The following is a 26,659-nucleotide window of genomic DNA, read 5'->3' on the forward strand; positions in this document are numbered from 1 at the left end:
CATCGCGCGCCGTGCCGGCGGAACCTGCGCCCGCGCGCGTGGTCGAACGTCCAGTGGTGGTGGAACGCCGTCCGGTGGAGACGGCTCCCGTGGACAACGGCGCGGCCATGCGCAACGAGATGGCGCAGGCGTTCCTGCGCGATGCCGAACGGTCCCTATTGGAAGGCAAGTTCGATGCGGCCAAGACGTACCTGGACAGCGCGCGTCGCATTGATCCCGGCAATGCGCGCATCGACAGCCTGTCGCGCCGCATCCGCGAACGCGAACGGCAAGTGCTGCAGACGGAAACGACGATTAAATAAACGCTGGAGTCACTATGTTCAATCACACCACCCTGCGTGCGGCTGCCGCGCTGACCATCACGGCCATGCTGGTCGGCTGCGCCACGGCGCCCATGAGTCCGAATGGCGTGCGCCAGGATAGTACTTATCCACAAGCGAACGCGGCCGATGAAGACCCGTGCAGCGTGGGCACGTCGGCAGCGGCCGGCGCGGCCGTGGGCGCCTTGCTGGGTGCCTTGGTCAGCGGCAAGAATGGCGCGCTGAAGGGCGCAGCCATCGGCGGCGGCCTGGCGGCAGCCGGCTGTCTGGCCATCAATGTCAATTCGCGCCAGACCAAGACGGCGGCGCAGGCGGACCGCGATTACATCCGCGCACGCGGCGCCTTGCCGCGCGAACCGCAAGTGGTGTCATACACGCCGCAGCTGAGCGCTTCCACCGTCAAGCGTGGCCAGCCGTTCAAGGTCAATTCCGTGGTGGAACTGGTCAATGGCAGCGCGCAAAGCGTCAGCGATGTGCGCGAAGAGCTGGTGGTGCTCGATCCGCAAGGCCAGCCGTTCAAGTCCGGCTCGAAAGCCCTGGCCAGCAGCAACAAGTCGGGCGGGCGCTTTGAAAACTCCTTCGAGCTGACCTTGCCGCCCGGCGTGTCGCAAGGCGTGTATGGCGTCAAGACGAATCTGTACGTGAACGGCAAGCTGGCCGCCACGCGCGACCTGCGCACGCAGCTGGTGATGCTGGATGCGGATGCGGGCGTTGACGCGCAGCTGGCGCTGCGCTGATCGCCGTATGCAAACGCGTAGGTCGGATTAGCGGTGTAAAGCCCCGCGTAATCCGACAACACCACTAACGCCAACAATGTTGCCGGATTACGGCCCCTAGGGCCTGATCCGACCTACGCGCCGCCGGCGTAGCCGTGCTGGCGCCAGGCTTCGTAGACGACGACGGCCACCGTATTCGACAAATTCAAACTGCGGTTGTCCGGGCGCATCGGCAGACGGATGCGCTGTTCGGCGGGAAAGCCGTCGCGCAGGGCAGGGTCGAGGCCTTTCGTTTCCGAACCAAACACGAACACGTCACCGGGTAAAAAGGCCACGTCGCCGAAGGGGCGCGAGCCGCGTGTCGTCATGGCGAACATGCGGGCGGGATCGGGCCGGGTGTCGGCCAGGAACTCTTCCCAGTTCTTGTGCACTTTCATGTTGGCGTAGTCGTGGTAGTCGAGGCCGGCGCGCTTCATCTTGCTGTCATCGAGGGGAAAGCCCAGCGGCTCGACCAAGTGCAGCTGAGCACCCGTGTTGGCGCACAGGCGGATGACGTTGCCCGTATTGGGCGGGATTTCAGGTTCTACCAAAACGACGTGAAACAAAATGCTCTCCTCATATATATAGCGGCTATTGCGAATTCTAATGCGGCGGCGTGCGCGCCACGACCAGGATGCTCACGCGCGATGCTCCCGCGCGCTTGCAGGCGGCCGCCAGGGTGTTGACGGTATGGCCGCTGCTCATCACGTCATCGACGATACCGACATGGCAGCCTTGCAGCAGCCCCCCATGTTGCGGCGCGATGGCAAACGCGTGCGCCAGGTTGGCGCGCCGTTCGCGCGGCGCCACGCCGCTTTGCGCCCGGGTTTCGCGCACCCGCAGTGCCAGCCTGGGCTGCAAGGGGATGGCCAGCAGGCGCGCCAGCGGACGGGCGATTTCCAGTGCCTGGTTAAAGCCCCGCCCGGCCAGGCGGGCAGGACCCAGTGGCATGGGGCACAGCAGTTGTGGCTGCTCCCATGCCGGTTGTTGCTGTACGGCTACAGCGAGCAGCTGCGCAAACAAAGGCGCCAGCGGCAGGCGGGCGCCGAATTTCAGCTGCAGCAGCAACTGGTCGACGGGTGGCGCATAATCGCACGCCGTGACGGTGGCGTCATATGCGGGCCGCTTGCGCAGGCAGCGCCCGCACAGCGGTGTGCCATCCGTGCCGGCGAGCGGATTGGCGCACTGGCAGCAACGGGGACGGCTGTGTCCCAGATACTGCGCGCGGCAGGGCGGGCACAGCACTTCCGGACAGCCCATGCCGCACAGCGCGCACTGCGCCGGCAGCACCGTGGCGCCCAGCCAGCGTTCCAGCGCCTGCCAGGCTGCGTCAAGGCGGGGCATGGCGGCACGCCGCATCGCGATCGCCGCGTTCCATGTACACTGCCGACATTATCTCACCTCACCCGATTCAACATGCCAGTTCCCAGCAATCCGCCCAAAATGAGTGCGCCCATCGATGCGGTGCAAGTACGCGATTTCTTTTCCCGCCCGGCGCGTATCGCGCCTTCGGACTTCCTGCGCCGCGAAGTGTCGGCACGCATGCACGAGCGCCTGGAACTGGTGAAGATCACGCCGCTGCGCGTGCTTGACGCCGGCTGCGGTCCCGGTGCTGACCTGGCGCAGCTGCACAAGGATTATCCCGCCGCGCAGATCATCGGCCTCGATGCAGCGCAAGCGATGATGCAGGCGGCGCGCGCACCGGCCTCGAAATTGTCTGGCCTGAACCAGTTTCTCAGCAAACTCTTGCCGGCCAAGACGGGTGTCGATTTGCTGTGCGGCGACCTGGGCGACTTGCCGCTGGCAGCCAACAGCATCGACCTCGTGTGGTCCAACCTGGCGCTGCACTGGCATGCCCAGCCCGACCGCGTGTTTGCCGAGTGGCGCCGCGCGCTGCGCCTGGACGGCTTGCTGATGTTCTCGTGCTTTGGCCCCGACACCTTCCGCGAAGTGCGCGACGCCTTTGCCGAGGCAGACTTGGCGCCGCACGCCTTGCCCTTCGTCGACATGCACGACTTTGGCGACATGCTGGTCGAGACGGGCTTTTCCACGCCGGTGCTGGACATGGAAATCATCACCGTGACCTACGATACGGCGGAAAAACTGCTGGCCGACGTGCGTGCCTTTGGCGGCAACCCGCTGACGACGCGCCGGCGTGGCCTGATGGGCAAGGCGGCCTGGCAGCGCATGCTGGCCGCGCTGGAAAAGATGCGCCGTCCCGACGGCAAGCTGGGCCTGAGTTTCGAGGTGATTTATGGCCACGCCTTCCGCCCGGCGCCACGTGTGACGCGCAATGGCGAAGCCATCATTCGTTTCGATCTACCGCGCAAGCCCACATAAAAGGCCAAAGAAACCGACACTTGGTCGGCATTTGCACGGTGATATTGTTGCAAGCGTTGCAAAGCGCGCGGCGGCCGGGAATAGGGCGCGCACAAAGCCGATTATTGCTTGATGGATTCAAGTTTACTTGATTATAATCGTTGATTGTTTGTCAGCTTGCTAATTGAAAAAAACAAGGGCTGCATACAAAATAAAAAAAACAAAGCAAGACTTTATTGAAGTTACTGCATTAGTATAGTAACCATCTTCCACACAGGGCCATTTCGCTGTGGGGGAGTGAAAACAGGGTTCCAGCATGGTTGCGCGCCGCCGTTTTTGGCGCGGCAGCCAGCATGGAATTCGCTGGTGCTTGACGCACATGGCCGCATTCTGGCCGTGTTGCTTTCATGGAGGAGCGGCAGCGGTCCAGTACGGAGAAGTCCGCAGCCGTTTAAAATATCATTATTTTTGGGTGGTTGGGGAAAACATGAAACATGCAAAGCGACTTCAATCGTTGCTGCTCGGGCTGTCTTTGACAGCGTTTGGCATCGGGCGATGGGCCACGGCGGCACCTGCTGCCAGCACCTATCCCGGCACCGGCGGTCCGGTGCCGTTCGAAATGAATCTGCAACCGCCGGCGACACAGATCGCCCACGAAATCTACGATTTGCACACCCTGATGATGATCATCTGCCTGGTGATTTTCGTGGCCGTGTTCGGCGTCATGTTTTATTCCATCTTCAAGCACCGCAAGTCCCTGGGCCACAAACCGGCCACCTTCCATGAAAGCACCACCGTCGAGATCGCCTGGACCGTCGTGCCTTTCCTGATCGTCATCGGCATGGCCCTGCCTGCCACGCGCACCGTGGTCGGCATGAAAGACACCTCGAACGCCGACATCACCATCAAGGCCACAGGCATGCAGTGGAAATGGGGCTATGACTACCTGAAAGGCGAGGGCGAAGGCATTTCCTTCCTCTCCAACCTGGCCACGCCGCGCTCGCAAGTGGGTGCGCCTGGCATGCCGCCGACGGAAAAACGCGGCGAAAACTACCTGATCGAAGTCGATAACGAAGTCGTGGTGCCGGTCAACAAGAAGATCCGCGTGGTGCTGACTGCCAACGACGTCATCCACGCCTGGTCCGTGCCCGCCTTCGGCGTGAAGCAGGATGCGATTCCCGGCTTCGTGCGCGATACCTGGTTCAAGGCCGACCATATCGGCACCTTCCGCGGCAATTGCGCCGAACTGTGCGGCAAGGAGCATGCGTTCATGCCCATCGTCGTCAAGGTGGTCTCGGCCGACGATTACAAGGCCTGGGTTGATGTAAAACAAAAGGAAATGGCCGCATTGGCTGATGATCCAAGCAAGGTCTGGACCATCGACGAATTGAAGGTCAAGGGCGAGAAAGTGTATGCGGCCAACTGCGTGGTCTGCCACCAGGCGACGGGCAAGGGCGTGCCGGGCGCGTTTGCGCCGCTGGACGGTTCTGCCGTGGTGAACGGTCCGAAGGCGGAACAGATCCATGTCTTGCTGAACGGGCAAAAGAGCGGCAAGTATCCGGCGGAAATGCCTGCCTGGAAACAGCTGTCCGACACGGAAATTGCCGCAGTGATCACTTACACGCGCAATTCCTGGTCGAACAAGGCCGAAGAGAACATCGTTCAACCAGCCGAAATCGTGGCTGCACGCAAGTAATTAGGAGCCGCATATGAGTACTAGCACCTTGGACCACGCCGGTCACGATCACGACCATGCCCACGACCACCCGACTGGCTACCGCCGCTGGCTGTTTGCCACCAACCACAAGGATATCGGTACCTTGTACTTGTGGTTCTCGTTCATCATGCTGCTGTCCGGCGGCGTGCTGGCCCTGATGATCCGTACGGAACTGTTCCACCCGGGCCTGCAGTTCTTTCACCCTGAATTCTTTAACCAGCTGACCACCATGCACGGCCTGGTGATGGTGTTTGGCGCCATCATGCCGGCCTTCGTCGGCTACGCCAACTGGATGATCCCGCTGCAAGTGGGCGCGTCCGACATGGCCTTTGCGCGCATGAACAACTTCTCGTTCTGGCTGCTGCCGCCTGCCGCGATCCTGCTGGCCACGTCCTTCCTCGTGCCGGGCGGCGCCACGGCTGCCGGCTGGACCCTGTATGCGCCGCTGTCGACGCAGATGGGCCCCGGCATGGACATGGCCATTTTCGCCATGCACCTGATGGGCGCCTCGTCCATCATGGGCTCGATCAACATCATCGTCACCATCCTGAACATGCGCGCGCCCGGCATGACCCTGATGAAAATGCCGATGTTCTGCTGGACCTGGCTGATCACGGCCTACCTGCTGATCGCCGTCATGCCCGTGCTGGCCGGCGCCATCACCATGACCCTGACGGACCGCCACTTCGGCACCTCGTTCTTTAATGCGGCAGGCGGCGGCGACCCCGTCATGTACCAGCACATCTTCTGGTTCTTCGGCCACCCCGAGGTCTACATCATGATTCTGCCGGCTTTCGGCATCGTCTCGCAGATCCTGCCGGCGTTCGCCCGCAAACCGCTGTTCGGCTACGCTTCGATGGTCTACGCCACGGCCTCGATCGCGATCCTGTCCTTCATCGTCTGGGCACACCACATGTTTACTACCGGCATGCCGGTGACCAGCCAGCTGTTCTTCATGTACGCGACCATGCTGATCGCCGTGCCGACGGGCGTCAAAGTGTTCAACTGGATCGCCACGATGTGGAAGGGTTCCATGACGTTCGAGACGCCGATGCTGTTCTCGGTGGGCTTCATCTTCGTGTTTACCATGGGCGGCTTCACGGGCCTGATCCTGGCCGTCACGCCGATCGACATCCAGCTGCAGGATACCTATTATGTGGTGGCGCATTTCCACTACGTGCTGGTGGCCGGTTCGCTGTTCGCCCTGTTCGCCGGTTTCTACTACTGGTCGCCGAAATGGACGGGCCACATGTACAACGAGACGCGCGGCAAGATCCACTTCTGGCTGTCCCTGATCACCTTCAACGTGACCTTCTTCCCGATGCACTTCCTGGGTCTGGCCGGCATGCCGCGCCGCTACGCCGACTATCCGGCGCAGTTCACAGACTTCAACATGATCGCCTCGATCGGCGGCTTCGGCTTTGGCCTGATGCAGGTGTACTTCCTGTTCTTCGTGGTCTTGCCGACCATCCGCGGCGGCAAGGCTGCGCCAGCGAAACCATGGGAAGGCGCGGAAGGGCTGGAATGGACCGTGCCGAGCCCGGCGCCGTTCCACACGTTTGAAACGCCGCCGACCGTCAAGTAACAAGCGTGCGGTAATAAGCGTCACGTAGCAATCGACAAGTAATGCCAGTGTCACGGGCCGGCGCAGCTGCCGGCCCCCTTGAATAGAGTGCCTGCCATGACCGAAGTGAAAACTGAGCGCAAGAAACCCAACAACCTGCGTACCGGGCTGATACTGGGGGCCCTGGCGGCCTTCTTCTTCCTGTCCGTGTTCGTCAAGCGCATGTGGCTCTGACGTGACGACGCCCCACCAACAGGAAACACGCGGCCTGAACCGCAAGATGCTGGGCAAGCTGCTCGTCATTGCCGTGCTGATGTTCGGCTTTGGCTATGCCCTGATTCCCGTCTACAAGCAGATTTGCGAAGTGATGGGTATCAACGTGCTGACGCAGAAGGATGGCACGGTGGCCTACGACAACAATACGCAAGTCGACACGACGCGCAGCATCACCGTCGAGTTCGATGGCAATGCGCAGGGGCCGTGGCGCTTCCGCCCGACGGTCTCGAGCATGCAGGTGCATCCGGGCGAACTGGTGACCGTCATGTATGAAGTGGTCAACACGCAAAACCGCGTGGTGAACGCGCAAGCCATTCCCAGCTATGCACCGCAGAGCGCCACGCCGCATTTCAAGAAGGTCGAGTGCTTCTGCTTCAAGCAGCAAACCCTGAAGCCGCACGAGGCGCGGCAGATGCCGGTGGTGTTCTTCCTCGATCCGGCCCTGCCGAAAGAGGTCAAGACCATCACCCTGTCGTACACGTTTTTCGAGATTGCCGGTCTGAGCCAGGCTCAGACGCCGGCCGTCCAATAGGAGAGTGCCATGGGCAAGCCAGAGCAGCCGCAGAAAGCGTCGTTCCTGTATTCGCTGCGGGCCGTCGTCTGGTCGTTTACGGGCTTGCGCCGCAAGAGCGATTTCGACACGGATTCGGCCAAGCTCAATCCCGTGCACGTGGTCATCGCCGGTTTCCTGGCCGTCGCTTGCCTGGTCGGCATATTGATTTCTATTGTTAAATTCGTCGTTTTATAAATTATAAAAAACCACCCTACAAGTTTTTGAGGAGATGATGATGAGTTCCAACCACGCCGCCGTACCTTATTATTTTGTGCCAGGCCCCTCGCGCTGGCCCATGCTGGGCGGCGCCAGCCTGCTGCTGACCATGATCGGCGCCTCGGCCTGGGTCAACGACGTCTCCTGGGGCCCGTACCTGAATTACATCGGCCTGGCCGGCATCCTGCTGGTGCTGTACTTCTGGTTCGGCGACGCCATCAGCGAATCGGAGCAGGGCCTGTACAGCGAACGCATCGACCACTCCTTCCGCTGGAGCATGAGCTGGTTCATCTTCTCGGAAGTCATGTTCTTCGCCGCCTTCTTCGGCGCCCTGTTCTACGCGCGCAGCATTTCCATGCCGTGGCTGGCCGACCTCGACCATAAGGTGATCTGGCCGGACTTCGCCGCGCAGTGGGGCAATACGGGCCCGGCAGGCACGGTGCAGGAATTCACCACCATGACGCCGTTCTGGATTCCGACCATCAACACGGCCCTGTTGCTGCTGTCCGGCGTGACCCTGACCATTTCGCACCACGCGCTGCGCGCCGGCCATCGCGGCATGACGGCACTGTTCCTGTTCGCTACGATCTTGCTGGGCGCTATCTTCATGGGCTTCCAGGTGTATGAATACATGCATGCTTACAGCGACCTGAACTTGAAATTGACGTCGGGCATCTACGGCGCCACCTTCTTCATGCTGACGGGCTTCCACGGCTTCCACGTGACCCTGGGCGCCATCATGCTGTCCGTCATCCTGTACCGCGTGCTGAAAGGCCACTTCACGCCCGAGCACCACTTCGGCTTCGAAGGCGCCGCCTGGTACTGGCACTTTGTCGACGTCGTCTGGCTGGGCCTGTACGTGGTCGTGTATTGGTTATAATGGCGGGGCAGGGCGCGCGCAGTTAGCGCTTGCGCCGGCACCATAAAAAAAGCCGTACCGGGAGATCCTGGGTACGGCTTTTTTCTTAGTTTAAGAACTTTGCTAACCAAGCAACGTCGTTAGCACCGGGGGCAGTCCCGCCGGCTCTGACCCCAGCATTTAATGTATTCCCGTCGGCTGGATGTAGCCCAGGTGATGCGCCAGCAGGATCAGCAAAAACAGGGTGATCGACAGGCCCACGCGCACGGCCAGCGCCTGCACGGTGCGGTTGCTCTTGCCCTTGTCGCGCATCAGGAAGAACAGGGCCGAGCCCAGGCTGCCCAGGATCAGGATGAAGGCAATGGCAACGAGGATTTTCATGGATGGTAGCGCCAGGCTTGAGGAGGTTTCATTGTAATGCGTATCCGCTTCCATTTTAGATGGATTCCATTTGTTGTAATGCTGCTACTGGTGGCGCTGGGCGTGTCGCTGGCGCAATGGCAGCAGCGCCGTGGCGATGAAAAACTCGCGCGCGCCGCCCGGCTGGAAGCGGGCAACCTGGCCGCGCCGCTGGCATTGAGTCCCGCGCCCATGCTGCCGGCCGACGCGCAGGCGATCGAATACCGCCGGGTCACCGTCACGGGCCACTTCGTGCCGGCCTGGACGGTGTACCTGGACAATCGTCCTTACAAGGGCCAGGCGGGTTTCCACGTGCTCACGCCATTCCGGATCGACGGTTCCCCCATGCACGTGCTGGTGGCGCAGGGCTGGCTGCCGCGCAACAATGCCGAACGCACACGCATTCCCGATTACACGACACCGGCCGGCACGGTGACGATTTCCGGTATCGCGCGCCTGAACGCAGGCCATGTGATGGAACTGGGCACGGCGCCGGCCCTGGCGCCGCACGCCATCGTGCAAAATGCCAACATTGCCCAGCTGGCACAGGCGAGCGGCCTTGCCTTGCAGCCATTTATTATTGAACAAACAGTCGATCCGGTTGATCCGACAGCAACGGCGCCAGCATCCGGCCAGCTCCCCGTGCGCGACTGGCCGGCGCCCGACCTGGGTGCCGACAAGCACCGCGGCTATGCATTCCAGTGGTACGCACTGGCACTGATGGCTTTTCTATTTTTTGTCTTTACAGGATTTCGACGTGCAAACAAACAACCCTGAAGCATCGCAAGACACCACCGACAAACAGGCGCAGAACACGGGGCGCTGGAAACTGCTGGCCGTGGTGGCCGTGTGCGCATTTCCCATCATCGCCTCGTATTTCACGTATTACATCATCAAACCCACGGGCCGCAACAATTACGGCGCCCTGATCGACCCGCGTTTGTACCCGATTCCCGAAGAACAGTTGCACGTGACGGAGCTCGACGGCAAGGCGTCGCCGCTGGCGCAGTTCAAGGGCAAGTGGGTGCTGCTGCAGACGGGGCCGTCCGACTGCCAGGAAGCGTGCAAGAAGCAATTGTTTGACATGCAACAACTGCGCCTCATGCAGGGCAAGGAGCGCGAGCGCCTGGAACGGGTCTGGCTGGTCACGGATGACCAGCCGCTCGATACGCTGGTGATGCGCGAATTCGACGGCACCAGCATGCTGCGCGTGAATGGCGACGCCTTGACGGCCTGGCTGCCGGTGGAGCCGGGCGGCAAGACCAGCGACCATTTTTACCTGATCGATCCGCTGGGCAATCTGATGATGCGCTTCCCGAAAGACGCCGATCCGAACAAGATCAAGAAAGACATCGCCAAGCTGCTCAAAGCTTCGGCGATCGGTTAAGGGGAACGCATGCCGACGATGCATCTTTCCGCGCTGGCCCAGCTGGGCTTGACAGGTCTGCTGGTGGCGCTGCTGCCATTGACGATGGTCTGGGTGTCTGCGGACGCCAATAAATACCGCAAACTCGTGTGGATCGCCGTCTTTTTGACGGTCGACCTGATCATGTTTGGCGGCTTTACGCGCCTGTCCGATTCGGGCCTTGGTTGTCCTGACTGGCCCGGCTGCTATGGCTCGGCCAATCCTTTCCTTGCTCACGAGCACATCGTCGCGGCCGAAACCCTGATGCCGACGGGTCCCGTGACGGTGGTGAAGGCATGGATCGAGATGACGCACCGCTACCTGGCCATGGCCATTGGCGTGCTGATCGTGGCGATGATGGTGCAGGCGTGGCGGCAGTGGCGCAAGAGCAAGCGGCAGGAGTTCGCCCCCGCGCTGCCGACGGCGCTGTTTCTGTTCGTCTGCCTGCAGGGCGCGTTCGGCGCCTGGACCGTGACCTTGAAGCTGCAACCGGTGATCGTCACCATCCACTTGCTGCTGGGCATGGGCTTGCTGGCCATGCTGACCTGGCTGGGCGGCCGGCAAGATAATGCCGTCGCGCCCATACAGCGCGCCGATGCGGATGCTGCCGTGCTGCGCCCCGTGCGCGCGCTGGCCATCTTCTCGCTGGTACTGCTCACCGTGCAGATCGCGCTGGGCGGCTGGGTGAGCACCAACTACGCCACCCTGGCCTGCACGGACTTCCCCCTGTGCGGCGGCAAAGTCATCCCGGAGATGGATTTCGAGCATGGTTTCCACTTGTGGCGCGAGCTGGGCAAGACGGCCGCCGGCCACTATCTGCCGTTTTCCGCGCTGACGGCCATCCACTGGGTGCACCGCAATTTCGCCTTCATCGTGGCAGCCGGTATCGGCTACACCGTGTTCCGCGCCTGGCGCCTGCCGTCCTTGCGCGGCACGGCCCGCTGGATCGCCGTGGTGCTGGCCCTGCAGGCAGCCACGGGCCTGGCGACCATCTACCTGAGCTGGCCGCTGTCGATCGCCGTCATGCATAACGGCGGGGCGGCGCTGCTCGTGTTGTTGCTGACCATGTTAAACTACAAGGCTAAGTTCCAACTCGATGTTGCGCGCAATGTTAAGCGCGCTTGCGCCTCCGCGACAGTGCCAACGGCACCAGCCAGTCTTCCCGTACCGCATAAATGACTACTCAGACCATCAGCCGTAAACCTACCCCCCGCATCGCCCAGTATTGGGCGCTGACCAAGCCGCGCGTGACGCAACTGGCCGTGTTTTGCGCCGTCATCGGCATGTTCCTGGCCAGCGAAGAGTTGCCGGACTGGCATGCGGTGGTGTTCGGCACCATCGGCATCTGGCTGCTGGCGGGCGCCGCCTTTGCCGTGAATTGCCTGGCCGAGCGCGAAATCGATGCGCGCATGGCCCGCACGGCGCGCCGTCCGATGGCCATGGGCGACATCACGGTGAAACAGACGGTGGTGTTCGCGCTGCTGATCGGCGGCCTGGGCATGGCGATTCTGTATTACCTGGTCAATCCGCTGACCATGTGGCTGACCTTTGTCACCTTTGTCGGCTACGCGCTCATCTACACCATGGTGCTGAAACCGGCCACGCCGCAGAACATCGTCATCGGCGGCCTGTCCGGCGCCATGCCGCCGGCCCTGGGCTGGGCCGCCGTCGCCAACGACGTGCCGATGCAAGCCTGGCTGCTGGTGCTGATCATTTTCGTCTGGACGCCGCCGCACTTCTGGGCCCTGGCCATGTACCGCCGCGACGATTACGCGCGCTCGGGCCTGCCCATGTTGCCCGTCACGCACGGCATGCAATTCACGCAATTCCACGTCTGGCTGTATTCGATCGCGCTGGCCGCCACCACCTTGCTGCCGTACGCCGTGCGCATGAGCGGCCTGATCTATCTGGCCTCGGCCGTGGTGCTGAACGCCGGCTTCCTGTATTACGCGTGGAAGATGTACCGCCACTACACGGACCTGATCGCGCGCAAGGCCTTTACTTTTTCCATCATCTACCTGGCACTGCTGTTCGCGGCCCTGCTGGTGGACCACTACATTCCACTCGGCACATGAAAAAATACCTGACACTGTTGCTGGCGGCCGCTCTGGCCATCGTCCTGGCCGGCTGCGGCAAGCCGGCAGCGCCCAAGCTGGCATTCAAGAACACGGACGTGACGGGCCTCGGTTATGCGCGCGAGTTCGCCCTGACGGACCACACGGGCCAGCCCCGTACCCTGGCCGACTACAAGGGCAAGCTGGTGCTGATATTCTTCGGCTACACGCAATGCCCGGACGTGTGCCCGACCACCATGGCCGACATGGCGCAGGTCATGCAGGAAATGGGCGCGCAGGCGGAGCAGGTGCAAGTGCTGTTCGTCACCGTCGACCCCGAGCGCGACACGCAAGCCTTGCTGGCCGAGTATGTGCCCGCCTTCGACAAGCGCTTTGTCGGCCTGTACGGCGATGCGGCCGCGACGGCCAAGGTGGCCAAGGAATTCAAGGTGTATTACGCCAAGGTCGAGGGCGAGACGGACAGCAGCTACACGGTGGACCACACGGCCGGCACCTATGTGTTCGACCGCGACGGCAAGATCCGCCTGTTCGTGCGCCACGGCGAAAAGCCTGCCGCCATCGCGCACGATCTTAAACTTCTGCTATCCTGATCCGGTCGCGCCGCGAGGCGCCATCTTCAGGATATGCAGTACATGGACAAACGTTTCGAGCCTCACGCCCGCCTGGCAGCCGTCATCTTTTTGTTGATCGGCTGCTTTTTCGTCTTGCGGCCCTTCCTGGCCGCCATGCTGTTTGCCGCCTGCGTCGGCATTTCCAGCTGGCCCCTGTACATCCTCCTGCTCGAACGCCTGAAAGGCCGCCGCAACTGGGCCGCCGCCATCATGACCTTGTCCTTGGTGCTGGTCATCGTGCTGCCGCTGGCGCTCGTCACCTACAACCTGGCCGACAATGTGTCGCGCATCTACGAACAGTTGCGCGCCGCGCTGGAAACGGGCGGCCTGCATCCGCCCGCCTGGCTGGCCAGCATCCCCGTGGTGGGCGAAACCATCGCCGGTTATGTGGAGCGCCTGCTCGCTGACCGCGAGGAATTACTCAATTTGGGCAAGACCATGCTGGAACCGGCACGCCACTTCCTCGCTTCCGGCGGCATTTTGCTGGGCACGGGCCTGGCACAGACCAGCCTGGCCGTGTTCGTCAGCTTCTTCCTCTACCGTGACGGCCAGCAGCTGAGCCGCGCGCTGATGACGGGCGCGGGCCGCATCATCGGCGACAGCGCCCCCGGCGTGGGCCTGACCATCAGCCGCACCGTGCGCGGCGTCATGTACGGCCTGCTGGGTACGGCGCTGGCGCAGGCGCTGGTGGCGGTGGTGGGCTTTTTGATCGCCGGCGTGCCGGCCGTGGCGCTCCTGGGCGTGGCCACCTTCATCTTTTCGCTGATTCCTGTCGGGCCGCCGCTGATCTGGGGCGGCGCCGCCATCTGGCTGTTCAATGACGGCCAGACGGGCTGGGGCATCTTCATGCTGGTATGGGGCGCGGTGCTGATCAGCGGCGTGGATAACGTCGTGAAACCCATGCTGATCAGCCGTGGCAGCAGCCTGCCGTTCCTGCTGGTGCTGCTGGGCGTGCTGGGCGGCGTGCTGGCCTTCGGCTTCGTCGGCATTTTTATCGGCCCGACCCTGCTGGCGGTGCTGTACAGCCTGCTGCAAACGTGGACGGTGGGCGAGACCACGGTGCCGCAGGGCAAAGATACAATAACCTTGAAAAAATAGCGTCGATACCTGGCAGGGCCGCGGTCAGCGGAGGGAAGAGGTGGCCGGCAAAGCGCAAGCTCAGTGTTCTGCAGCATGGCTGCATGTCTTGCCTGACCCAACAGCCATGACCGGGGTCGGACCCTCAGGGTCCGACCCCGAACTGCGCTTTGCGTCACGACTTGCCTAGTTGTGATGTTTCAATAGGTTGTTGTGGTTCATTCGGATTGGATTTGAGACACTGGAAATCGCCAAACCCCCAGTTCTCAAGGAAACCAACCGAATGAACATCCATAAGAATGCCCGATTAACGCTGATTCGTCGAGTCGAGATGGTCGAAGACGTCCTGCTTAACCGCCTGCCGAGCTGCCAGGCCGCTACCCGCTACGCCGTGAGCGAAGCAACCGTGCGCAAATGGCTGGGGCGCTTCCTTGCCAAGGGGCAAGAGGGCTTGATGGATCGATCGTCGCGTCCGCTGCATAGTCCCTTGGCACTCGACGCGGGCAAGGCACTGACGGTTGTCGAGCTACGCAAGAAGCGCATGACACAGGCAAGGATTGCCCAATACCTGCAGATATCGAAGGCCACGGTAAGCCGTGTGCTGGCGCGTGCCGGCTTGTCCAAACTGAGCGATCTCGATCCCGTCGAGCCGGTGCAGCGCTACGAGCATGCAGAACCAGGCGACCTGATTCATATCGATACCAAGAAGCTCGGGCGTATTGAAACCACCGGCCATCGTGCGACGGGAGACCGGCGAGACCGTACGCGCGGCGCCGGCTGGGAAGTCTTGTTTATCGCCATTGACGACCATGCCCGCATCGCCTTCACGGAGCTCTATCCTGACGAAACCCAGGAGAATGCCAACCGATTCCTCGCCAATACCCACGCCTATTTCTGCTCACTCGGGGTGCGCCCCAAAGCGTTGTTGACCGATAACGGCTCAGCCTTTCGCTCCAAGTCATTCAAGGCCACTTGTAGCCAGATAGCATTGAAGCACCGCTTTACACGGCCCTATCGGCCACAGACCAATGGCAAGGCCGAACGCTTCATTCAGTCAGCCTTGCGCGAATGGGCTTACGGCTTTGTTTATAACAACTCACTGGAGCGGGCCAACATGCTCAAAGAATGGAACCATCACTACAACTGGCACCGGCCGCATCAGGGCATTGCTGGCAAGGCCCCAATGTCACGGCTCAGATCCGGCCAGAATAACCTCTTGCAACTTCACACCTAGTCCCTTAAATCGGCATCCAGGTCCCGCTCCTGCTTCGGGATCACCTTGATGAGCACGATGCGCGGCCCGTTCATTTTCTTGACGACGATGTCGAAGTCGACAAAGGTGATGCGCTGGCCCTGCTTGGGGATGTCGCCCAGCTTGACCATGATCAAGCCGCCCACCGATTCCACGTCGTCCAGGCCCAGTTCCTCGTTTTCGATATCGATGCCGAGGATGCGTTCGAGCGAGAAGATGGGCAGGCTGGCCTTGCCGATCAGGGTGCCGTCGCTCTGCTTGAGCCAGTCGTTTTCATTGCGGCGGAATTCATCGCGGATTTCGCCGACCATGGCGCCGAGCAAGTTATCCAGGGTAATGAAGCCCAGCGGGCGCTTGCCCTTTTCGCCGATCAGGGCAAAGTGCGGCGCGCCGTCGCGGAAGCGGCGGAACAGTTCCAGCGCCGGCGTGCGCGCGGAAATGATGTCGACGGGACGCAGAAACGGCGTGAGCGAGGTGATGGGCTTGCCCGCCTGCTGGGCAAAGAACAGGTCCTTCAGGTGCACCACGCCCAGCACGTCGTCTTCATTCGTGTCGAAGTACGGATAGCGGCTGAAGCGGTTGCGCAGCACCGTGTCGAGGTTTTCTTCCAGGGTGTTCGAGGCATGCAGGGCGATCACTTCATTGATCGGGCGCATCAGGTCCGACACCGTCATCTGTTCGAAATCGAGCGACTGCGCCAGGATGTTGCGTTCGTCGCGCGTAAACTTTTCGCCGGGCTGGCTGGTGCGTAGGATCAGTTTCAATTCTTCCGACGAGTAATGCGCATCGTGGCCGCCCTTGCCGGACAGGCCGGCCATGCGCAGCACCCAGTTGGCGCTGGCGTTGAGCAGGTAGATGGCCGGGTACATGGCCCAGTAGAACGCGTACAGGGGCATGGCGCTCCACAGGCCGACGGCTTCCGGGTTGCGGATGGCCATCGATTTCGGCGCCAGTTCGCCCACGACAATGTGCAGGAAGGAAATCACGCTGAAGGCTACGACGAAGGACACGCCGTGGATCAGCTCTTGCGAGGTGACGCCGATGGCGCCGAACAGCGGTTCCAGCAGGCCGGCGAAGGCCGGTTCACCGACCCAGCCCAGGCCCAGCGAGGCCAGGGTGATGCCCAGCTGGCAGGCGGACAGGTAGGCGTCCAGTTCGCCATGCACCTTGGCCAGGATGCGGCCCCGCAGTCCCTGTGTCTTGGCGATGGCGCGGATGCGGGTGCGCCGCAAGGTGACGATGCCAAACTCGGCGGCAACAAAAAAACCGTTCAGCGCGACCAGGAAGAGGGCGAGCAGGACTAGCAAGACATTGTGCATGGGGGCGCGGAAGATGGGCTGGTAAAACGTCATCTTAAACGACGAAGGGCGCCATAGCCTAATTTTGCCGCGTGCCCCCGCCCGAAAGCAGGGGTGCGCGGCGCGTTTTTGACCCGGATCAGGCCTTGGCGGCCGTTTCCGGCCCGCCGCGCATGGCAAACACCATGACGGCCGAGACGATGGCAGGGATGGCGACGACGAGGAAAATCGTGCTGTTGGGCCAGTTCAGGCGGATCAGCTCGCCACCGAGCACGGGGCCGATGATGGAGCCGATGCGGCCCACGCCCAGGCTCCAGCCGATGCCCGTCGAGCGCAGGGTGGTCGGGTAGTAGCTGGCCGCCAGGGCGTTGACGGCAGGCTGGCCGCCCACCACGCAAAAGCCGGCGATGAAAATCGTGATGAAGAGGAAGGCCAGCGAGACGTCCGGACGGCCGATCAGGGCGATGGCCACGGCGGCGACCAGGAAGCATGGCAGCAGGATGCGGCGGAAGCTGGAGCGGTCGATCAGCTGGCCCATGACCAGGGTGCCGATGGTGCCGCCCACTTGCAGGGCCGTGCCCGCCAGCACGGCGTTGGCCGTCGACAGGCCCGCTTCCTTGGCGATGGTTGGCAGCCAGTTCGAGAGGAAATACAAGTTCAGCAGGTTCATGAAGTTGATGACCCACAAGAGTATCGTCATCTTCGCGCGGCCACCGGTAAACAATTGCAGCACGGGCGCGCCCTTGTGCTCCTTCTCATGCACCACGTATTGCGTCTCGGCCGTGATCGTCACCGTCGGGTCGATGCGTTTCAGCCATTTGGCGACCTTGTCCAGCTTGCGTTTTTTCAGCACGAGGAACTGCATCGATTCCGGCAGCAGGAAAAACATCAGCACGCCGATCACCAGCGGCACCACGCCGCCCACGTAAAACACGGATTGCCAGCCGAAGGCGGGAATCAGCGCGGCGGACAATAGCCCGCCCAGCACGGCGCCCAGGGTAAAACCGCAGGACACCAGCATCATCAGGGTGACTTTCTTGCGCAGCGGGCTGTATTCGCCGGCCAGCGCCATAGCGTTCGGCATCACGGCGCCCAGGCCCAGGCCGGTAATAAAGCGTATCAGCTGCAATTGCTCGATGGTGGTGGCCAGCGGCGTGACCAGCATGCACAGGGAAAAGAAGATGGTCGAGCCAATCAGCACGGGGCGGCGGCCGAACTTGTCGGCCGTGATGCTGAAGACGAGCGAGCCGACCAGCATGCCCAGCAGGCCCGCGCCAAAGACGGGACCCAGGTTGGCCTTGCTGACATGCCAGTCTGCAATGATGGCTGGCGCCACATAGCCCATGGCTTGCACGTCGAAGCCATCCATGATGACGCACAGCCCGCACAGGATCAGCATGCCGATCTGGAAGGAGCCGATCTTGTTTTTATTGATGAGATCTGGAATATCGATCGTCTTGCCTGCCGTGGACATGCTGCCGCTCCTGTCTTGTTATGGTGATCGCATCCTGCCGCCGGGCGGCGAACGCGTGTTTGTCTCAGGCTTTATTACAATCGCTTTTGATTGATTATTCAAACATTATTTTCGAATGGATTTATCGGATTGGCTGATGAATGTGGCGAAAGATGAATCTTGCCTGCATGCTAAGATCGCGCCATGAAAAATCTTGTTCAGCATTTTCTTTCCCTGCAGGCTAGCCTGCCGGCGCAGGGTCCCGGATTCAGCGCATTGATCCAGCGCGACGGCCAGACCTTGTTCGAGCTGCATCACGGCCTGGCGTGCCTGGAACTGGGCGTGCCGCTGACGGCGCAGTCGCGCTACTACCTGGCGTCGGAATCGAAGCAATTTACGGCCGCCTGCGTGCTGGACCTGGTGCGCCAGGGCGCCATCGGCCTCGACGACGACGTGGCACCCCATCTGCCGGAAGTGCGGCAGTTCGGCGCCGCCATCAGCGTGCGTCAATTGTTGAATCACACCAGCGGCATTCCCGATTATTTCGACTACCTGGCATGCCAGCTGGGCCGTCATGACAGCGACTATTTTGACAATGCGCTGCTGCTGCGCCTGATCGCGCGCATGCAGGACTTGACGGCGCCACCCGGCAGCGCGCATGCCTACAGCAATTGCAATTACATCTTGCTGGCGAAACTCGTGGAAGTGCTCGCGGGCCGGCCGCTGGCGGCGCAGGCGCGCGAGCGTCTGTTCGCGCCGCTGGGCATGCATGCCACTGGCTTCGACGTCGACCGGCAAGCCGTCATGCCGCAGCGCGCGCGCAGCTATAGCGTTGATCCGGCGGACGCGGGCGCCTATCGCCAGCACCTGGGCAATGCCAACACGGTGGGCGACGGCGGCGTATATGCCTGCCTGCATGACCTGGCCCTGTGGGAGCGCGAGTGGCAGCGCCAGTACCGCGATCCGTCCAGCCTGGTGCGCGCGCAGCTGGCGCACACGCCGGGTGCCGATGGCCAGAGCTGGGCCTACCGTTTTGGCCTGGAGCAAATCGAACACGCCGGGCGCGTGGCGGTGTTCCACGGCGGCGGACTATGGGGCTTCCGCGCCTTGCTGCTGCGCGTGCCCGAAGCGGGCCTGTCCGTCATCCAGCTGGCGAATATCGACAGCTGCGAGGCGGACGAGGCAGTGTGGCTGGCGGCCATCGCCGCCGATCTCGGCGCCTGATCACTGGCGGCCCGGCACGGCGGCCAGGATCACGTCCAGCGCCGGGTGCATGATCTTGCGCTCGTTCGAAATCACATAGAACTGCTCGCGCAGCGACGAGGCGTCGCCCACCAGCACGGCGCCGAATTGCTCTTCGATGTCGGCCGCCAGGCTGGCGGACGCGAAGAACAGGCCCAGGCCCTTGCGGCCGAAGGCGTTGAGCATGGCGTTGTCCTCGAACTCGCCCACCACGTCGGGCCGCACGCCTTGCTGCACCATCCATTCGTCGATGCGTCCGCGCAAGGCGTTATTGCGCGCTGGCAGCAGGAACGGCGCGCCGCTCAGGCGGTGCGGGAAATCCTCGCGGTAGCGCTCGGCCAGCGCGGGGATGGCGAACAGTTTCATGGCGCTCTCGCCCCATAAATGGCTGGACACGCGCAGGCTGGCACCGGCCGGCACGGCGCGGTCCGTCAAGACCAGGTCCAGCTTGTGCAGGGCCAGGCCGGCCAGCAGGGATTCGAATTCATCTTCCAGGCAGACCAGCTTGACGGGGTGGTCCATGCTGCGCGTGGCGTCGAGCATGCGGTAGGCCATCAGTTTTGGCAGGGAATCGGAAATGCCCACCGTCAGGCGCATCTTTTCCGCGTCGGCGTCGGCCAGCGCATCCTGCATCTGCTCGCCCAAGAGAAAGATCTGGTCGGCGTAGCCAAGCGCCAGGCGGCCCGCTTCCGTCGGCACCAGTCGCCGTCCCTGCGGCTGCAGCAGCGACTTGCCCAGTTCCTTTTCCAGCAGGGCCAGCTGGGTGCTGATGGTTTGCACGGCCAGGCCCAGGCGCTCGGCGGCGCGCGTCACGCCGCCTTCCTTGGCAACCACCCAAAAGAAGTACAAATGGCGGTAATTGAAACCTGTAGTTTTCATCGTACGGCCCTATATTCTGTTTTTACGAAGTAATACTTCCATTATCTTCTATTTTTAAATGTGTCACATGTCCTTATACTACGTTCCATTGAATTTGGATAAAGGGGAACTATCGATGAAACATTTCAGAGTGTCATTTCTAGTGACATTTATCTGCCTGGGCATTTCCGCCTGGTGGGGTTACACGCACGGTGGCGTGCAGACGATGCTGGCAGCGCTGGGTATCGCGGTGATCCTGGGCGTGATGGAAGTATCGCTGTCCTTTGACAACGCGGTGGTCAACGCCTCGGTGCTGAAGAATTGGGACAAGTTCTGGCAGGGCCTGTTCCTGGGCGTTGGTATCATCATCGCCGTCTTTGGTATGCGTCTGGTGTTCCCGCTGGTCATCGTGGCACAAGCGGCTGACCTGGGACTGATGGAAGTGTGGAATCTGGCACTGAGCAATCCGGAACAGTATTCGATGCACCTGACGAACCACCACGCGGAAGTGGCGGCCTTCGGCGGCATTTTTCTGCTGCTGGTGTTCCTGAACTTCCTGCTGGACTCGGAGAAGGAAACGCACTGGCTGGGCCGTATTGAAGAAAAACTGGGCGCGCTGGGCAAGATCTCGTCGATTTCCGTGATGATCGCGCTGGGCACCCTGATGGCCAGCCTGTCGATGATAGAAGAAGGCCAGAAACTGGTGGTCTTGACGGCCGGCCTGTGGGGTATCTTGACCTACGTGGGCGTGGATGTGGTCAGCGGCTTGCTGGAAGGCGATAACGGCGACGGCAATATGGGCGACATCGTCAAGCGCGGCGGTATTGGCGGCTTCCTGTACCTGGAAGTGCTCGATGCCTCGTTCAGCTTTGACGGCGTGATCGGCGCGTTCGCCATCACCAAGGATGTCGTGATCATCATGCTGGGCCTGGCCATCGGCGCGATGTTCGTGCGGTCGATGACGGTGTTCCTGGTGCGCAAGGGTACGTTGGATGAGTTCGTTTATCTGGAACACGGCGCGCACTATGCGATCGGTATCCTGGCCGTGATCATGTTGGTCAGCATGAAGTTCCACGTACCCGAGCTGTTCACGGGTCTGATCGGGGTGGCCTTCATTCTCGCCTCGCTGTGGTCGTCGATCCGCTACAAGCGCAGGATGGCTTTGCTGGAAGGCGATGGCGACAAGGATGGCGATAAGGATGGCGATAAGCAGCCGCAGCTGGAAAGCGCAGCCAAGGCATAAGGAATACGCGGCAAACGTCCACACCCGTTTGCCAGCGTGATGCAGCAAGCGCCGCCGCCGATCCGGGGAGTCGGGCCGGTGGAGGGCGCCAGGTGTACACAAGTAGTCATTTGGTTTTATACACGCTGGACTTTTATTTCACATAGGAGAAATACATCATGGCAATCAGTCTGCAAAAAGGCGGCAACGTCAACCTGAGCAAAGAAGCGCCTGGCATCTCGAAGATGATCATCGGCCTGGGCTGGGATGCCCGCGCCACCGATGGCGCCGCATTCGACATCGACGGTTCCATCTTCCTGCTGAAGGCCGACGGCAAGGTACGCGCCGACGTCGACATGATTTTCTACAACAACCTGAAATCGAGCGACGGTTCCGTCACCCACTCGGGCGACAACACCACCGGCGCCGGCGACGGCGACGATGAAACCGTCGTCGTCGACCTGGCAACGGTGCCGGCCGAGATCGACAAGATCGCCGTCTGCGTGACGATTCACGATGCCGAAGCGCGCAAGCAAAACTTTGGTATGGTATCGAAGGCGTATGTGCGCTGCGTGAATGCCAACGGCAACACGGAAATCGCCCGTTTCGACCTGTCGGAAGACGGATCGGCGGAAACGGCCATGGTCTTCGGTGAAATCTACCGCAACGGCGCCGATTGGAAATTCAAGGCCATCGGCCAGGGTTATAAAGGCGGTCTGGGCCCACTGGCAGCGTCGTTCGGCGTCGGCGTGTAAGGTCGCCACACGAAACCTGCTGCGCGGTGCGCTTTGCGGCCGGCGATGCTCAGCGGCTCGGCGCCCCCGTCCTAAAGTACGGGGGGCGCTTCTCGGCCACAAATCACATCCGCTCGCTACGGTTTTGTGCGGCAGCGTTATTCTGTAGTAAGGGCGGTTTAGCCCGACACCATCATCATCGTTGAGGAAGGAACAGTTGAATGCCGGTTTTTAATGTGACAGGGGACGACGACCCGTTCCTGCATGTGTCGCTTGCCAAGGGCGAGAAGATTTATTGCGAATCCGATGCGATGGTGATGATGGAAACCAATCTTGAGCTGAAAGGCAAGATGACTGGCGGCATCGGCGCTGCGCTGATGCGCACCTTTGCCAACGGCGAATCGTTCTTTCAGCAGCATATCGAGGCCATGCGCGGTGACGGCGACTGTCTGCTGTCGCCCACCTTGCCTGGCGCGATGCGGGTGCTCGAGGTGGGTGCCCAGCAATACATGATCAGCGACGGCGCCTTTGTGGCGGCCAGTTCTGGCGTGGAATTGAAGGTGCGCACGCAGAGCCTTGGCAATGCGCTGTTTGCCCAGAGCGGTGGTTTTTTCATCACCGAGACGGCAGGCAGCGGTCAATTGGCGGTATCCGGTTTTGGCGCGATATCCGAACTGGAAGTGACGCCTGGCAAAGACGTGGTGATCGATAACGCCCACGTCGTGTGCTGGGACAACCGCCTGCAATACGAAATTTCCATCACGACCGGCAGCAGCGGCGGCTTTCTGGGCAATTTGATCAATAGCCAGACCAGTGGCGAGGGCATGGTACTGAAGTTTTCAGGCACGGGGAAAATCCTCGTGTGCTCGCGCAACCGCGCGGCCTTCCTCACCTGGACGCAAGGCAAGTCGGCGTAACACGTAATTGATGCAACTAACTGATGCAACTAACCAAACAGGAGCAATGCGTATGTCTGTCAATTTGAGCAAGGGCCAGAAGATTTCTCTGGACAAAGAAGCTGGTACCACCCTGACCCGTATCACCATGGGCCTGGGCTGGGATGCGGCCAAGACCAAGGGTTTCCTGGGTTTCGGTTCGAAGACGGAAGCCGTCGACCTGGACGCCTCGTGCGTCATGTTCGATGAAAACAATAGCACCGCCGACATCATCTGGTTCCGCCAGCTGAAAAGCAAGGACGGCAGTATCGTCCACACGGGCGACAACCGCACGGGCGCGGGCGATGGCGACGACGAACAGATCAATGTCGATCTGTCGAAGGTGCCGGCGAACGTGAAAAGCCTGGTCTTCACCGTCAACAGCTTTACCGGCCAGAACTTCTCGCAGGTGGAAAACGCCTATTGCCGCATCTTGAATGCCAGCAATAACCAGGAAGTCGCGCGTTTCAACCTGTCTGTGCAAGGTTCCCACACGGCACAGATCATGGCCAAGCTGTACCGCCATAACGGCGAATGGAAGATGCACGCCATCGGCGAAAACGGCAACGGTCGTACCTTTGACGACCTGATGCCGCAGATTGCCGTGCATCTATAAACGTCAGGCCAAATCTGCTGCGCGCCGCGATTTGCGGCCTGTGATGCTCACTGCCTCGGCGGCCCCGTGCCGTCGCACAGCTGCGCTTCTCGGCCACAACTCGCATTCGCTCGCGACGATTTTGCCAGACGTTATTAAAGAGCAGTACGCAGCGGGCGGGGGACGGACCGGATACCGGCCCTTGTCCGCTGCTCTATATTGAAGGAGAGTATGTCGTGATGCGATTGCTGATAGCCTTGCTACTTCCGTGTCTTACGTTTTTCATGCTGGGGCGCCCGCTGGCCGGTGCCGCCGCCTTGATCTTGCAGTGCACTGTGATCGGCTGGGCGCCGGCGGCCCTGTGGGCCCTGTACACGGTGAACCAGCATAAAACGGAGCAGGAACTGGAAGGTGCGTTAAGCCGCAGCTACATGCGCAGGCGTAGTCGGCTGATCTAAATCAGCCGGGCGCTTGGAATCCTTGCGCTAAAGCCCGCACGAGCGATCGTGCGGGCTTTTTTGTGCGCGTGGTGCAGCTGGCGTGTGCTGTGCTACTTCTCGCTATCGGCCTCGCACATTGCCCTCTGGTCGCTGGGTTCCGCAGGCAGTGCAAAACATGGGCTATCCTTGACGATGACTGTTGGCCATGAGGCTGCCGTGCATGGGTTTATTCCCCGCAACAGGCGTACAGCTCATTCATCATCGCCAGCATGTTTCCTGTCTTGATTGCAATCAAGATTGCTACTTGTCCCGGCAGGCCGCTTACTTCTTGCAGCGTATCGGCACATTCACGGAATTGCCATCCGAACTCAGGTTGCGGTATTGCAGGTCTTCGCTCTCGATGGCAAAGCTGGGGACGGTGTGCACGTAGCGCTGCTTGCAGACGGTGGCGTCATTGATCAGTCCGCCCGTCAGCATGTAGTCGCACAGGGCGAAACGCGAGTCCTCGTCGTCGAGGATCAGCACGCGCGCGGCGCTGTACAGTGCCGACTGCAGCACGTCCGGGCTGCAGTTTTCCGGGCCGGTCAGCTTCAGATGGGTTTTCGTCTGCGTGGCCAGACGCTGCAGTTTGACGAGGGCGGCGCGTTCCTGTTTGCGGGAAAAATTGACTTGCGCATCGTCGCTGGACAGGCGCAGCGCCAGCGAGGCGATTTCATCGATGGAGATATGCCAGGCAAAGCCTTCCAGCATGGTGCGCACCTGACCCGGCAGGGGATCGGCCGCATCGACTTCGCAGTGGAACAGTCCCAGATGAGGGCGGCACAGCACGGGAATGGCAAAGGTGGAGGTGCGCTTGCCCTTCACGAATTTCTGGCTCAGGTCGCCAAAATTCTCGTGCGTGATGGTATCGAAGCGGGCTTGTCCAAACCCCATCTTGACGAGGTTTTCCTTGCGCTGGCGCGAGAACAGGGCATCGACGGCATCGTAGATATTCTTGTTGAAGATGCGGTCTAGCGGCTGGCGCTCATCCGACATTTTTTCAAACACGGCGCTCGAATTGGGCGCGTTGGCATCGATGGACAGAAGGATGAAAGGCTTGCTGTTCAGGCGCGCCGGCACGAAGGCCATGTCGTTGCCGTACAGCTGCGTCAGGGCCACATCCCACAGGGTTTCCACGCCCAGGTTGTCGGCCGCGCCGCCATCGAAAAGATGCACGTATGACGGCGAATCGCGCGATTCGGAACCGAGTTCCGGCACGAAACTGTTTTTGGGGCGGAAACGCTCGAAGGTGACGGAATCGAAGACGCCAGGGAAGGCGGCCGAGGTGGCCACGGCCGTGGCCAGGCGGATATCCTTGATCGGCGAATGCAGGGTGTTGTAAAAATATTCGTAGGAAAACACCATGCGTTTGCCGCCATTCGTGGCGTCCGTGGCATTGGCCAGGAAGATGGGGCCGTCGTGCGGCAGGTCCGCATAGGTCTTCTTGTCGTACAGCACATCGTCGAACACGTCGGACAGGAAGGAGGTACGGGTCTTGTTCGTCAACAACATCGTTGTCAGGTTGGCAGGCTTGAGGATGGTCTGGCCGAAGAAATCCGTCTTGAGCTTGCTGCGCAGCACTGGCCAGTCCGTGTTGCGCCCATGCAGCGCGTAATAGCCGCCCGCGATGGCGCCGCCCGAGACGCCGGAGATGGCCGAGGCGCCACTGACGAGACCGAACTGCTCCAGCTGCTCCAGCGCGGCGGCCGAGAAATTGGCGGCGCGGCTGCCGCCGCCTGACAGGGCGATACCGATGAAATGGTCGCTGGGCTGGGGATTCTGGATGCGCGCCTTGGGCGCATCGATGCGCAGGCGCGGGGTTTCCTGTACCGCGAAGGTACTGTTCTCGATACCGCTGTTCGGGCGCAGGGCGAGCACCGTGCAGCCACTCAGCATGGCGGCATAGCACAGGGGCGCGAGCAAGGATAATTTCATGCGTGATCGGTGCGTAGTCATGGGTTGGGATACGGACACTAAGCGTATGAGAAACGCGGCTGTGCGATTCTAGCAAATACGCAAGGCTTCACCTGCTCAGCTGGAATGCCAGGATGGCCGCGTTATAAGCCGCATGCACCAGCATGGGCGCCAGCAGCGCGCCGCTGCGCTCGTACGCGACTCCCGCGCACAGTCCCAGCACGAAGACGGGCAGCATGGAGGCGGGTGGATGCATGATGGCAAAGATGGCGGCGGCAATGCCGATCGCCTGCCAGGCGGGCAGCGAGCGGCGCAAGCCGCCCTGGATCAGGCCGCGGAAAATGAATTCTTCGCACAGGGGCGCGGCCAGCACCGTCAGGCCCAACAGCCACACGCCGTTCCATGGATGGTCGGCCAGCGGTGTGGCCGCGGGCGGCTGCAGCACGAGCGTGCAGGCGATGCCAAACAGCGCCGCCAGCGTCGCGCCCGCCGCCCCCCGGCGCCACGCTTGCCGGCCCCCCGCCGATGCGC

At 61.5% G+C, this 26,659-nt stretch carries 30 protein-coding genes; 22 read left to right on the forward strand and 8 right to left on the reverse strand.

Annotation, left to right across the window (positions count from 1 at the left end):
- Together JaAD80_RS30525 and JaAD80_RS03715 are read left to right on the forward strand one after the other, a co-directional pair.
- Positions 1 to 302: hypothetical protein (locus JaAD80_RS30525; protein WP_180979285.1), on the forward strand; the 302-nt coding region annotated here is incomplete at its 5' end.
- Positions 303 to 316: 14 nt separating this feature from the next.
- Positions 317 to 1,057 carry a hypothetical protein gene (locus JaAD80_RS03715; RefSeq protein WP_102292936.1) on the forward strand — a complete coding sequence of 247 codons (741 nt, stop codon included), beginning with the start codon at positions 317 to 319 and terminating at the stop codon, positions 1,055 to 1,057.
- 113 nt (positions 1,058 to 1,170) lie between these two features.
- Here JaAD80_RS03715 and trmL read toward each other — a convergent pair whose 3' ends face one another.
- Positions 1,171 to 1,641, reverse strand: a complete 471-nt coding sequence (gene trmL, locus JaAD80_RS03720) for a tRNA (uridine(34)/cytosine(34)/5-carboxymethylaminomethyluridine(34)-2'-O)-methyltransferase TrmL (protein WP_102292937.1) — start codon at positions 1,639 to 1,641, stop codon at positions 1,171 to 1,173.
- 37 nt (positions 1,642 to 1,678) lie between these two features.
- Positions 1,679 to 2,419: a ComF family protein gene (locus JaAD80_RS03725; protein ID WP_102292963.1), complete on the reverse strand. Its 741-nt coding sequence runs from the start codon at positions 2,417 to 2,419 to the stop codon at positions 1,679 to 1,681.
- 99 nt (positions 2,420 to 2,518) lie between these two features.
- Between JaAD80_RS03725 and JaAD80_RS03730 the strand changes: the two genes are divergently transcribed.
- The 7 genes from JaAD80_RS03730 (at position 2,519) to JaAD80_RS03755 (ending at position 8,600) form a co-directional block, all read left to right on the forward strand.
- Positions 2,519 to 3,415, forward strand: a complete 897-nt coding sequence (locus JaAD80_RS03730; protein ID WP_102292938.1) for a methyltransferase domain-containing protein — start codon at positions 2,519 to 2,521, stop codon at positions 3,413 to 3,415.
- Positions 3,416 to 3,881: 466 nt separating this feature from the next.
- Positions 3,882 to 5,090: a cytochrome c oxidase subunit II gene (coxB, locus tag JaAD80_RS03735; protein WP_102292939.1), complete on the forward strand. Its 1,209-nt coding sequence runs from the start codon at positions 3,882 to 3,884 to the stop codon at positions 5,088 to 5,090.
- Positions 5,091 to 5,103: 13 nt separating this feature from the next.
- Positions 5,104 to 6,696 (forward strand): cytochrome c oxidase subunit I, encoded by a 1,593-nt coding sequence (ctaD, locus tag JaAD80_RS03740; protein ID WP_102292940.1) that lies wholly within the window; start codon positions 5,104 to 5,106, stop codon positions 6,694 to 6,696.
- A 96-nt stretch (positions 6,697 to 6,792) separates the two neighbouring features.
- Positions 6,793 to 6,909, forward strand: coding sequence for a cytochrome oxidase small assembly protein (locus JaAD80_RS31170; RefSeq protein WP_216350353.1), 117 nt, complete (start codon positions 6,793 to 6,795; stop codon positions 6,907 to 6,909).
- 1 nt (position 6,910) lies between these two features.
- Positions 6,911 to 7,483, forward strand: a complete 573-nt coding sequence (locus tag JaAD80_RS03745) for a cytochrome c oxidase assembly protein (RefSeq protein WP_102292941.1) — start codon at positions 6,911 to 6,913, stop codon at positions 7,481 to 7,483.
- A gap of 9 nt (positions 7,484 to 7,492) precedes the next feature.
- Positions 7,493 to 7,699 (forward strand): DUF2970 domain-containing protein, encoded by a 207-nt coding sequence (locus JaAD80_RS03750; RefSeq protein ID WP_102292942.1) that lies wholly within the window; start codon positions 7,493 to 7,495, stop codon positions 7,697 to 7,699.
- Positions 7,700 to 7,739: 40 nt separating this feature from the next.
- The gene (locus JaAD80_RS03755; protein ID WP_102292964.1) at positions 7,740 to 8,600 is read left to right on the forward strand and encodes a cytochrome c oxidase subunit 3; all 861 of its coding nucleotides are present in this window, start codon (positions 7,740 to 7,742) and stop codon (positions 8,598 to 8,600) included.
- 159 nt (positions 8,601 to 8,759) lie between these two features.
- Here the strand turns inward: JaAD80_RS03755 and JaAD80_RS03760 are convergent, their stop codons facing one another.
- Entirely contained in the window at positions 8,760 to 8,960 is a 201-nt protein-coding gene (locus tag JaAD80_RS03760; protein WP_102292943.1) for a twin transmembrane helix small protein, read from the reverse strand.
- Positions 8,961 to 8,996: 36 nt separating this feature from the next.
- Here JaAD80_RS03760 and JaAD80_RS03765 point away from each other — a divergent pair, with 36 nt between their 5' ends.
- From JaAD80_RS03765 to JaAD80_RS03795, 7 genes are all read left to right on the forward strand, one after another.
- Positions 8,997 to 9,755, forward strand: coding sequence for an SURF1 family protein (locus JaAD80_RS03765; RefSeq protein ID WP_102292944.1), 759 nt, complete (start codon positions 8,997 to 8,999; stop codon positions 9,753 to 9,755).
- Positions 9,736 to 10,365, forward strand: coding sequence for a cytochrome C oxidase subunit I (locus JaAD80_RS03770; RefSeq protein WP_102292945.1), 630 nt, complete (start codon positions 9,736 to 9,738; stop codon positions 10,363 to 10,365). The genes JaAD80_RS03765 and JaAD80_RS03770 overlap by 20 nt, the downstream gene beginning before the upstream one ends.
- An 18-nt stretch (positions 10,366 to 10,383) precedes the next feature.
- A complete protein-coding gene (locus JaAD80_RS03775) occupies positions 10,384 to 11,562 on the forward strand; it encodes a heme A synthase (RefSeq protein WP_102292946.1) in 1,179 nt (392 codons plus the stop codon).
- The gene (gene cyoE / locus JaAD80_RS03780; protein WP_102292947.1) at positions 11,559 to 12,458 is read left to right on the forward strand and encodes a heme o synthase; all 900 of its coding nucleotides are present in this window, start codon (positions 11,559 to 11,561) and stop codon (positions 12,456 to 12,458) included. The genes JaAD80_RS03775 and cyoE overlap by 4 nt, the downstream gene beginning before the upstream one ends.
- Positions 12,455 to 13,048, forward strand: a complete 594-nt coding sequence (locus JaAD80_RS03785; RefSeq protein WP_102292948.1) for an SCO family protein — start codon at positions 12,455 to 12,457, stop codon at positions 13,046 to 13,048. Before cyoE ends, JaAD80_RS03785 begins: the two co-directional genes overlap by 4 nt.
- Before the next feature lie 42 nt (positions 13,049 to 13,090).
- The gene (locus tag JaAD80_RS03790; protein ID WP_102292965.1) at positions 13,091 to 14,167 is read left to right on the forward strand and encodes an AI-2E family transporter; all 1,077 of its coding nucleotides are present in this window, start codon (positions 13,091 to 13,093) and stop codon (positions 14,165 to 14,167) included.
- Positions 14,168 to 14,429: 262 nt separating this feature from the next.
- Positions 14,430 to 15,380, forward strand: coding sequence for an IS481 family transposase (locus JaAD80_RS03795; protein ID WP_102292949.1), 951 nt, complete (start codon positions 14,430 to 14,432; stop codon positions 15,378 to 15,380).
- Here the strand turns inward: JaAD80_RS03795 and JaAD80_RS03800 are convergent.
- Both JaAD80_RS03800 and JaAD80_RS03805 read right to left on the reverse strand, forming a co-directional pair.
- Positions 15,377 to 16,717, reverse strand: a complete 1,341-nt coding sequence (locus JaAD80_RS03800; RefSeq protein ID WP_102292966.1) for a hemolysin family protein — start codon at positions 16,715 to 16,717, stop codon at positions 15,377 to 15,379. The two genes, JaAD80_RS03795 and JaAD80_RS03800, sit on opposite strands and share 4 nt — an antisense overlap.
- A gap of 118 nt (positions 16,718 to 16,835) precedes the next feature.
- On the reverse strand, positions 16,836 to 18,170 hold the full coding sequence (locus JaAD80_RS03805) for an MFS transporter (protein WP_102292950.1): 1,335 nt from the start codon (positions 18,168 to 18,170) through the stop codon (positions 16,836 to 16,838).
- Between the two features lie 183 nt (positions 18,171 to 18,353).
- Between JaAD80_RS03805 and JaAD80_RS03810 the strand changes: the two genes are divergently transcribed.
- Complete coding sequence (locus tag JaAD80_RS03810; protein ID WP_102292951.1) at positions 18,354 to 19,373, forward strand: serine hydrolase; 1,020 nt, start codon at positions 18,354 to 18,356, stop codon at positions 19,371 to 19,373.
- Here JaAD80_RS03810 and nhaR read toward each other — a convergent pair whose 3' ends face one another.
- A complete protein-coding gene (gene nhaR / locus JaAD80_RS03815; protein ID WP_102292952.1) occupies positions 19,374 to 20,270 on the reverse strand; it encodes a transcriptional activator NhaR in 897 nt (298 codons plus the stop codon).
- A 115-nt stretch (positions 20,271 to 20,385) separates the two neighbouring features.
- Between nhaR and JaAD80_RS03820 the strand changes: the two genes are divergently transcribed.
- From JaAD80_RS03820 to JaAD80_RS03840, 5 genes are all read left to right on the forward strand, one after another.
- Positions 20,386 to 21,492, forward strand: a complete 1,107-nt coding sequence (locus JaAD80_RS03820; RefSeq protein WP_219726775.1) for a DUF475 domain-containing protein — start codon at positions 20,386 to 20,388, stop codon at positions 21,490 to 21,492.
- Positions 21,493 to 21,650: 158 nt separating this feature from the next.
- Positions 21,651 to 22,226 carry a TerD family protein gene (locus JaAD80_RS03825; RefSeq protein ID WP_102292953.1) on the forward strand — a complete coding sequence of 192 codons (576 nt, stop codon included), beginning with the start codon at positions 21,651 to 21,653 and terminating at the stop codon, positions 22,224 to 22,226.
- Between the two features lie 200 nt (positions 22,227 to 22,426).
- Positions 22,427 to 23,122 (forward strand): TIGR00266 family protein, encoded by a 696-nt coding sequence (locus JaAD80_RS03830; RefSeq protein ID WP_102292954.1) that lies wholly within the window; start codon positions 22,427 to 22,429, stop codon positions 23,120 to 23,122.
- A gap of 52 nt (positions 23,123 to 23,174) precedes the next feature.
- The gene (locus JaAD80_RS03835) at positions 23,175 to 23,756 is read left to right on the forward strand and encodes a TerD family protein (RefSeq protein WP_102292955.1); all 582 of its coding nucleotides are present in this window, start codon (positions 23,175 to 23,177) and stop codon (positions 23,754 to 23,756) included.
- A 218-nt stretch (positions 23,757 to 23,974) separates the two neighbouring features.
- The gene (locus JaAD80_RS03840; RefSeq protein WP_034784905.1) at positions 23,975 to 24,193 is read left to right on the forward strand and encodes a hypothetical protein; all 219 of its coding nucleotides are present in this window, start codon (positions 23,975 to 23,977) and stop codon (positions 24,191 to 24,193) included.
- 303 nt (positions 24,194 to 24,496) lie between these two features.
- Here JaAD80_RS03840 and JaAD80_RS03845 read toward each other — a convergent pair whose 3' ends face one another.
- Both JaAD80_RS03845 and JaAD80_RS31320 read right to left on the reverse strand, forming a co-directional pair.
- Complete coding sequence (locus JaAD80_RS03845) at positions 24,497 to 26,149, reverse strand: patatin-like phospholipase family protein (RefSeq protein ID WP_180979286.1); 1,653 nt, start codon at positions 26,147 to 26,149, stop codon at positions 24,497 to 24,499.
- A gap of 88 nt (positions 26,150 to 26,237) precedes the next feature.
- A complete protein-coding gene (locus JaAD80_RS31320) occupies positions 26,238 to 26,573 on the reverse strand; it encodes a CPBP family intramembrane glutamic endopeptidase (RefSeq protein WP_308410551.1) in 336 nt (111 codons plus the stop codon).
- Between the last annotated feature and the right edge of the window lie 86 nt (positions 26,574 to 26,659).

It is taken from the genome of Janthinobacterium sp. AD80 (assembly GCF_002878455.1).
Classification (GTDB): Bacteria; Pseudomonadota; Gammaproteobacteria; order Burkholderiales; family Burkholderiaceae_D; genus Janthinobacterium.

Excerpts from the sequence above, each read along its gene's own strand:
- JaAD80_RS03715 (WP_102292936.1), top strand. The coding sequence starts at position 317 with ATGTTCAATCACACCACCCTGCGTGCGGCTGCCGCGCTGACCATCACG.
- JaAD80_RS03725 (WP_102292963.1), bottom strand. The coding sequence starts at position 2,419 with ATGCCCCGCCTTGACGCAGCCTGGCAGGCGCTGGAACGCTGGCTGGGC.
- JaAD80_RS03730 (WP_102292938.1), top strand. The coding sequence starts at position 2,519 with ATGAGTGCGCCCATCGATGCGGTGCAAGTACGCGATTTCTTTTCCCGC.
- coxB (WP_102292939.1), top strand. The coding sequence starts at position 3,882 with ATGAAACATGCAAAGCGACTTCAATCGTTGCTGCTCGGGCTGTCTTTG.
- ctaD (WP_102292940.1), top strand. The coding sequence starts at position 5,104 with ATGAGTACTAGCACCTTGGACCACGCCGGTCACGATCACGACCATGCC.
- JaAD80_RS31170 (WP_216350353.1), top strand. The coding sequence starts at position 6,793 with ATGACCGAAGTGAAAACTGAGCGCAAGAAACCCAACAACCTGCGTACC.
- JaAD80_RS03750 (WP_102292942.1), top strand. The coding sequence starts at position 7,493 with ATGGGCAAGCCAGAGCAGCCGCAGAAAGCGTCGTTCCTGTATTCGCTG.
- JaAD80_RS03755 (WP_102292964.1), top strand. The coding sequence starts at position 7,740 with ATGAGTTCCAACCACGCCGCCGTACCTTATTATTTTGTGCCAGGCCCC.
- JaAD80_RS03760 (WP_102292943.1), bottom strand. The coding sequence starts at position 8,960 with ATGAAAATCCTCGTTGCCATTGCCTTCATCCTGATCCTGGGCAGCCTG.
- JaAD80_RS03765 (WP_102292944.1), top strand. The coding sequence starts at position 8,997 with ATGCGTATCCGCTTCCATTTTAGATGGATTCCATTTGTTGTAATGCTG.
- JaAD80_RS03775 (WP_102292946.1), top strand. The coding sequence starts at position 10,384 with ATGCATCTTTCCGCGCTGGCCCAGCTGGGCTTGACAGGTCTGCTGGTG.
- cyoE (WP_102292947.1), top strand. The coding sequence starts at position 11,559 with ATGACTACTCAGACCATCAGCCGTAAACCTACCCCCCGCATCGCCCAG.
- JaAD80_RS03785 (WP_102292948.1), top strand. The coding sequence starts at position 12,455 with ATGAAAAAATACCTGACACTGTTGCTGGCGGCCGCTCTGGCCATCGTC.
- JaAD80_RS03790 (WP_102292965.1), top strand. The coding sequence starts at position 13,091 with ATGGACAAACGTTTCGAGCCTCACGCCCGCCTGGCAGCCGTCATCTTT.
- JaAD80_RS03795 (WP_102292949.1), top strand. The coding sequence starts at position 14,430 with ATGAACATCCATAAGAATGCCCGATTAACGCTGATTCGTCGAGTCGAG.
- JaAD80_RS03800 (WP_102292966.1), bottom strand. The coding sequence starts at position 16,717 with ATGCACAATGTCTTGCTAGTCCTGCTCGCCCTCTTCCTGGTCGCGCTG.
- JaAD80_RS03805 (WP_102292950.1), bottom strand. The coding sequence starts at position 18,170 with ATGTCCACGGCAGGCAAGACGATCGATATTCCAGATCTCATCAATAAA.
- JaAD80_RS03810 (WP_102292951.1), top strand. The coding sequence starts at position 18,354 with ATGAAAAATCTTGTTCAGCATTTTCTTTCCCTGCAGGCTAGCCTGCCG.
- nhaR (WP_102292952.1), bottom strand. The coding sequence starts at position 20,270 with ATGAAAACTACAGGTTTCAATTACCGCCATTTGTACTTCTTTTGGGTG.
- JaAD80_RS03820 (WP_219726775.1), top strand. The coding sequence starts at position 20,386 with ATGAAACATTTCAGAGTGTCATTTCTAGTGACATTTATCTGCCTGGGC.
- JaAD80_RS03825 (WP_102292953.1), top strand. The coding sequence starts at position 21,651 with ATGGCAATCAGTCTGCAAAAAGGCGGCAACGTCAACCTGAGCAAAGAA.
- JaAD80_RS03830 (WP_102292954.1), top strand. The coding sequence starts at position 22,427 with ATGCCGGTTTTTAATGTGACAGGGGACGACGACCCGTTCCTGCATGTG.
- JaAD80_RS03835 (WP_102292955.1), top strand. The coding sequence starts at position 23,175 with ATGTCTGTCAATTTGAGCAAGGGCCAGAAGATTTCTCTGGACAAAGAA.
- JaAD80_RS03840 (WP_034784905.1), top strand. The coding sequence starts at position 23,975 with ATGCGATTGCTGATAGCCTTGCTACTTCCGTGTCTTACGTTTTTCATG.
- JaAD80_RS03845 (WP_180979286.1), bottom strand. The coding sequence starts at position 26,149 with ATGAAATTATCCTTGCTCGCGCCCCTGTGCTATGCCGCCATGCTGAGT.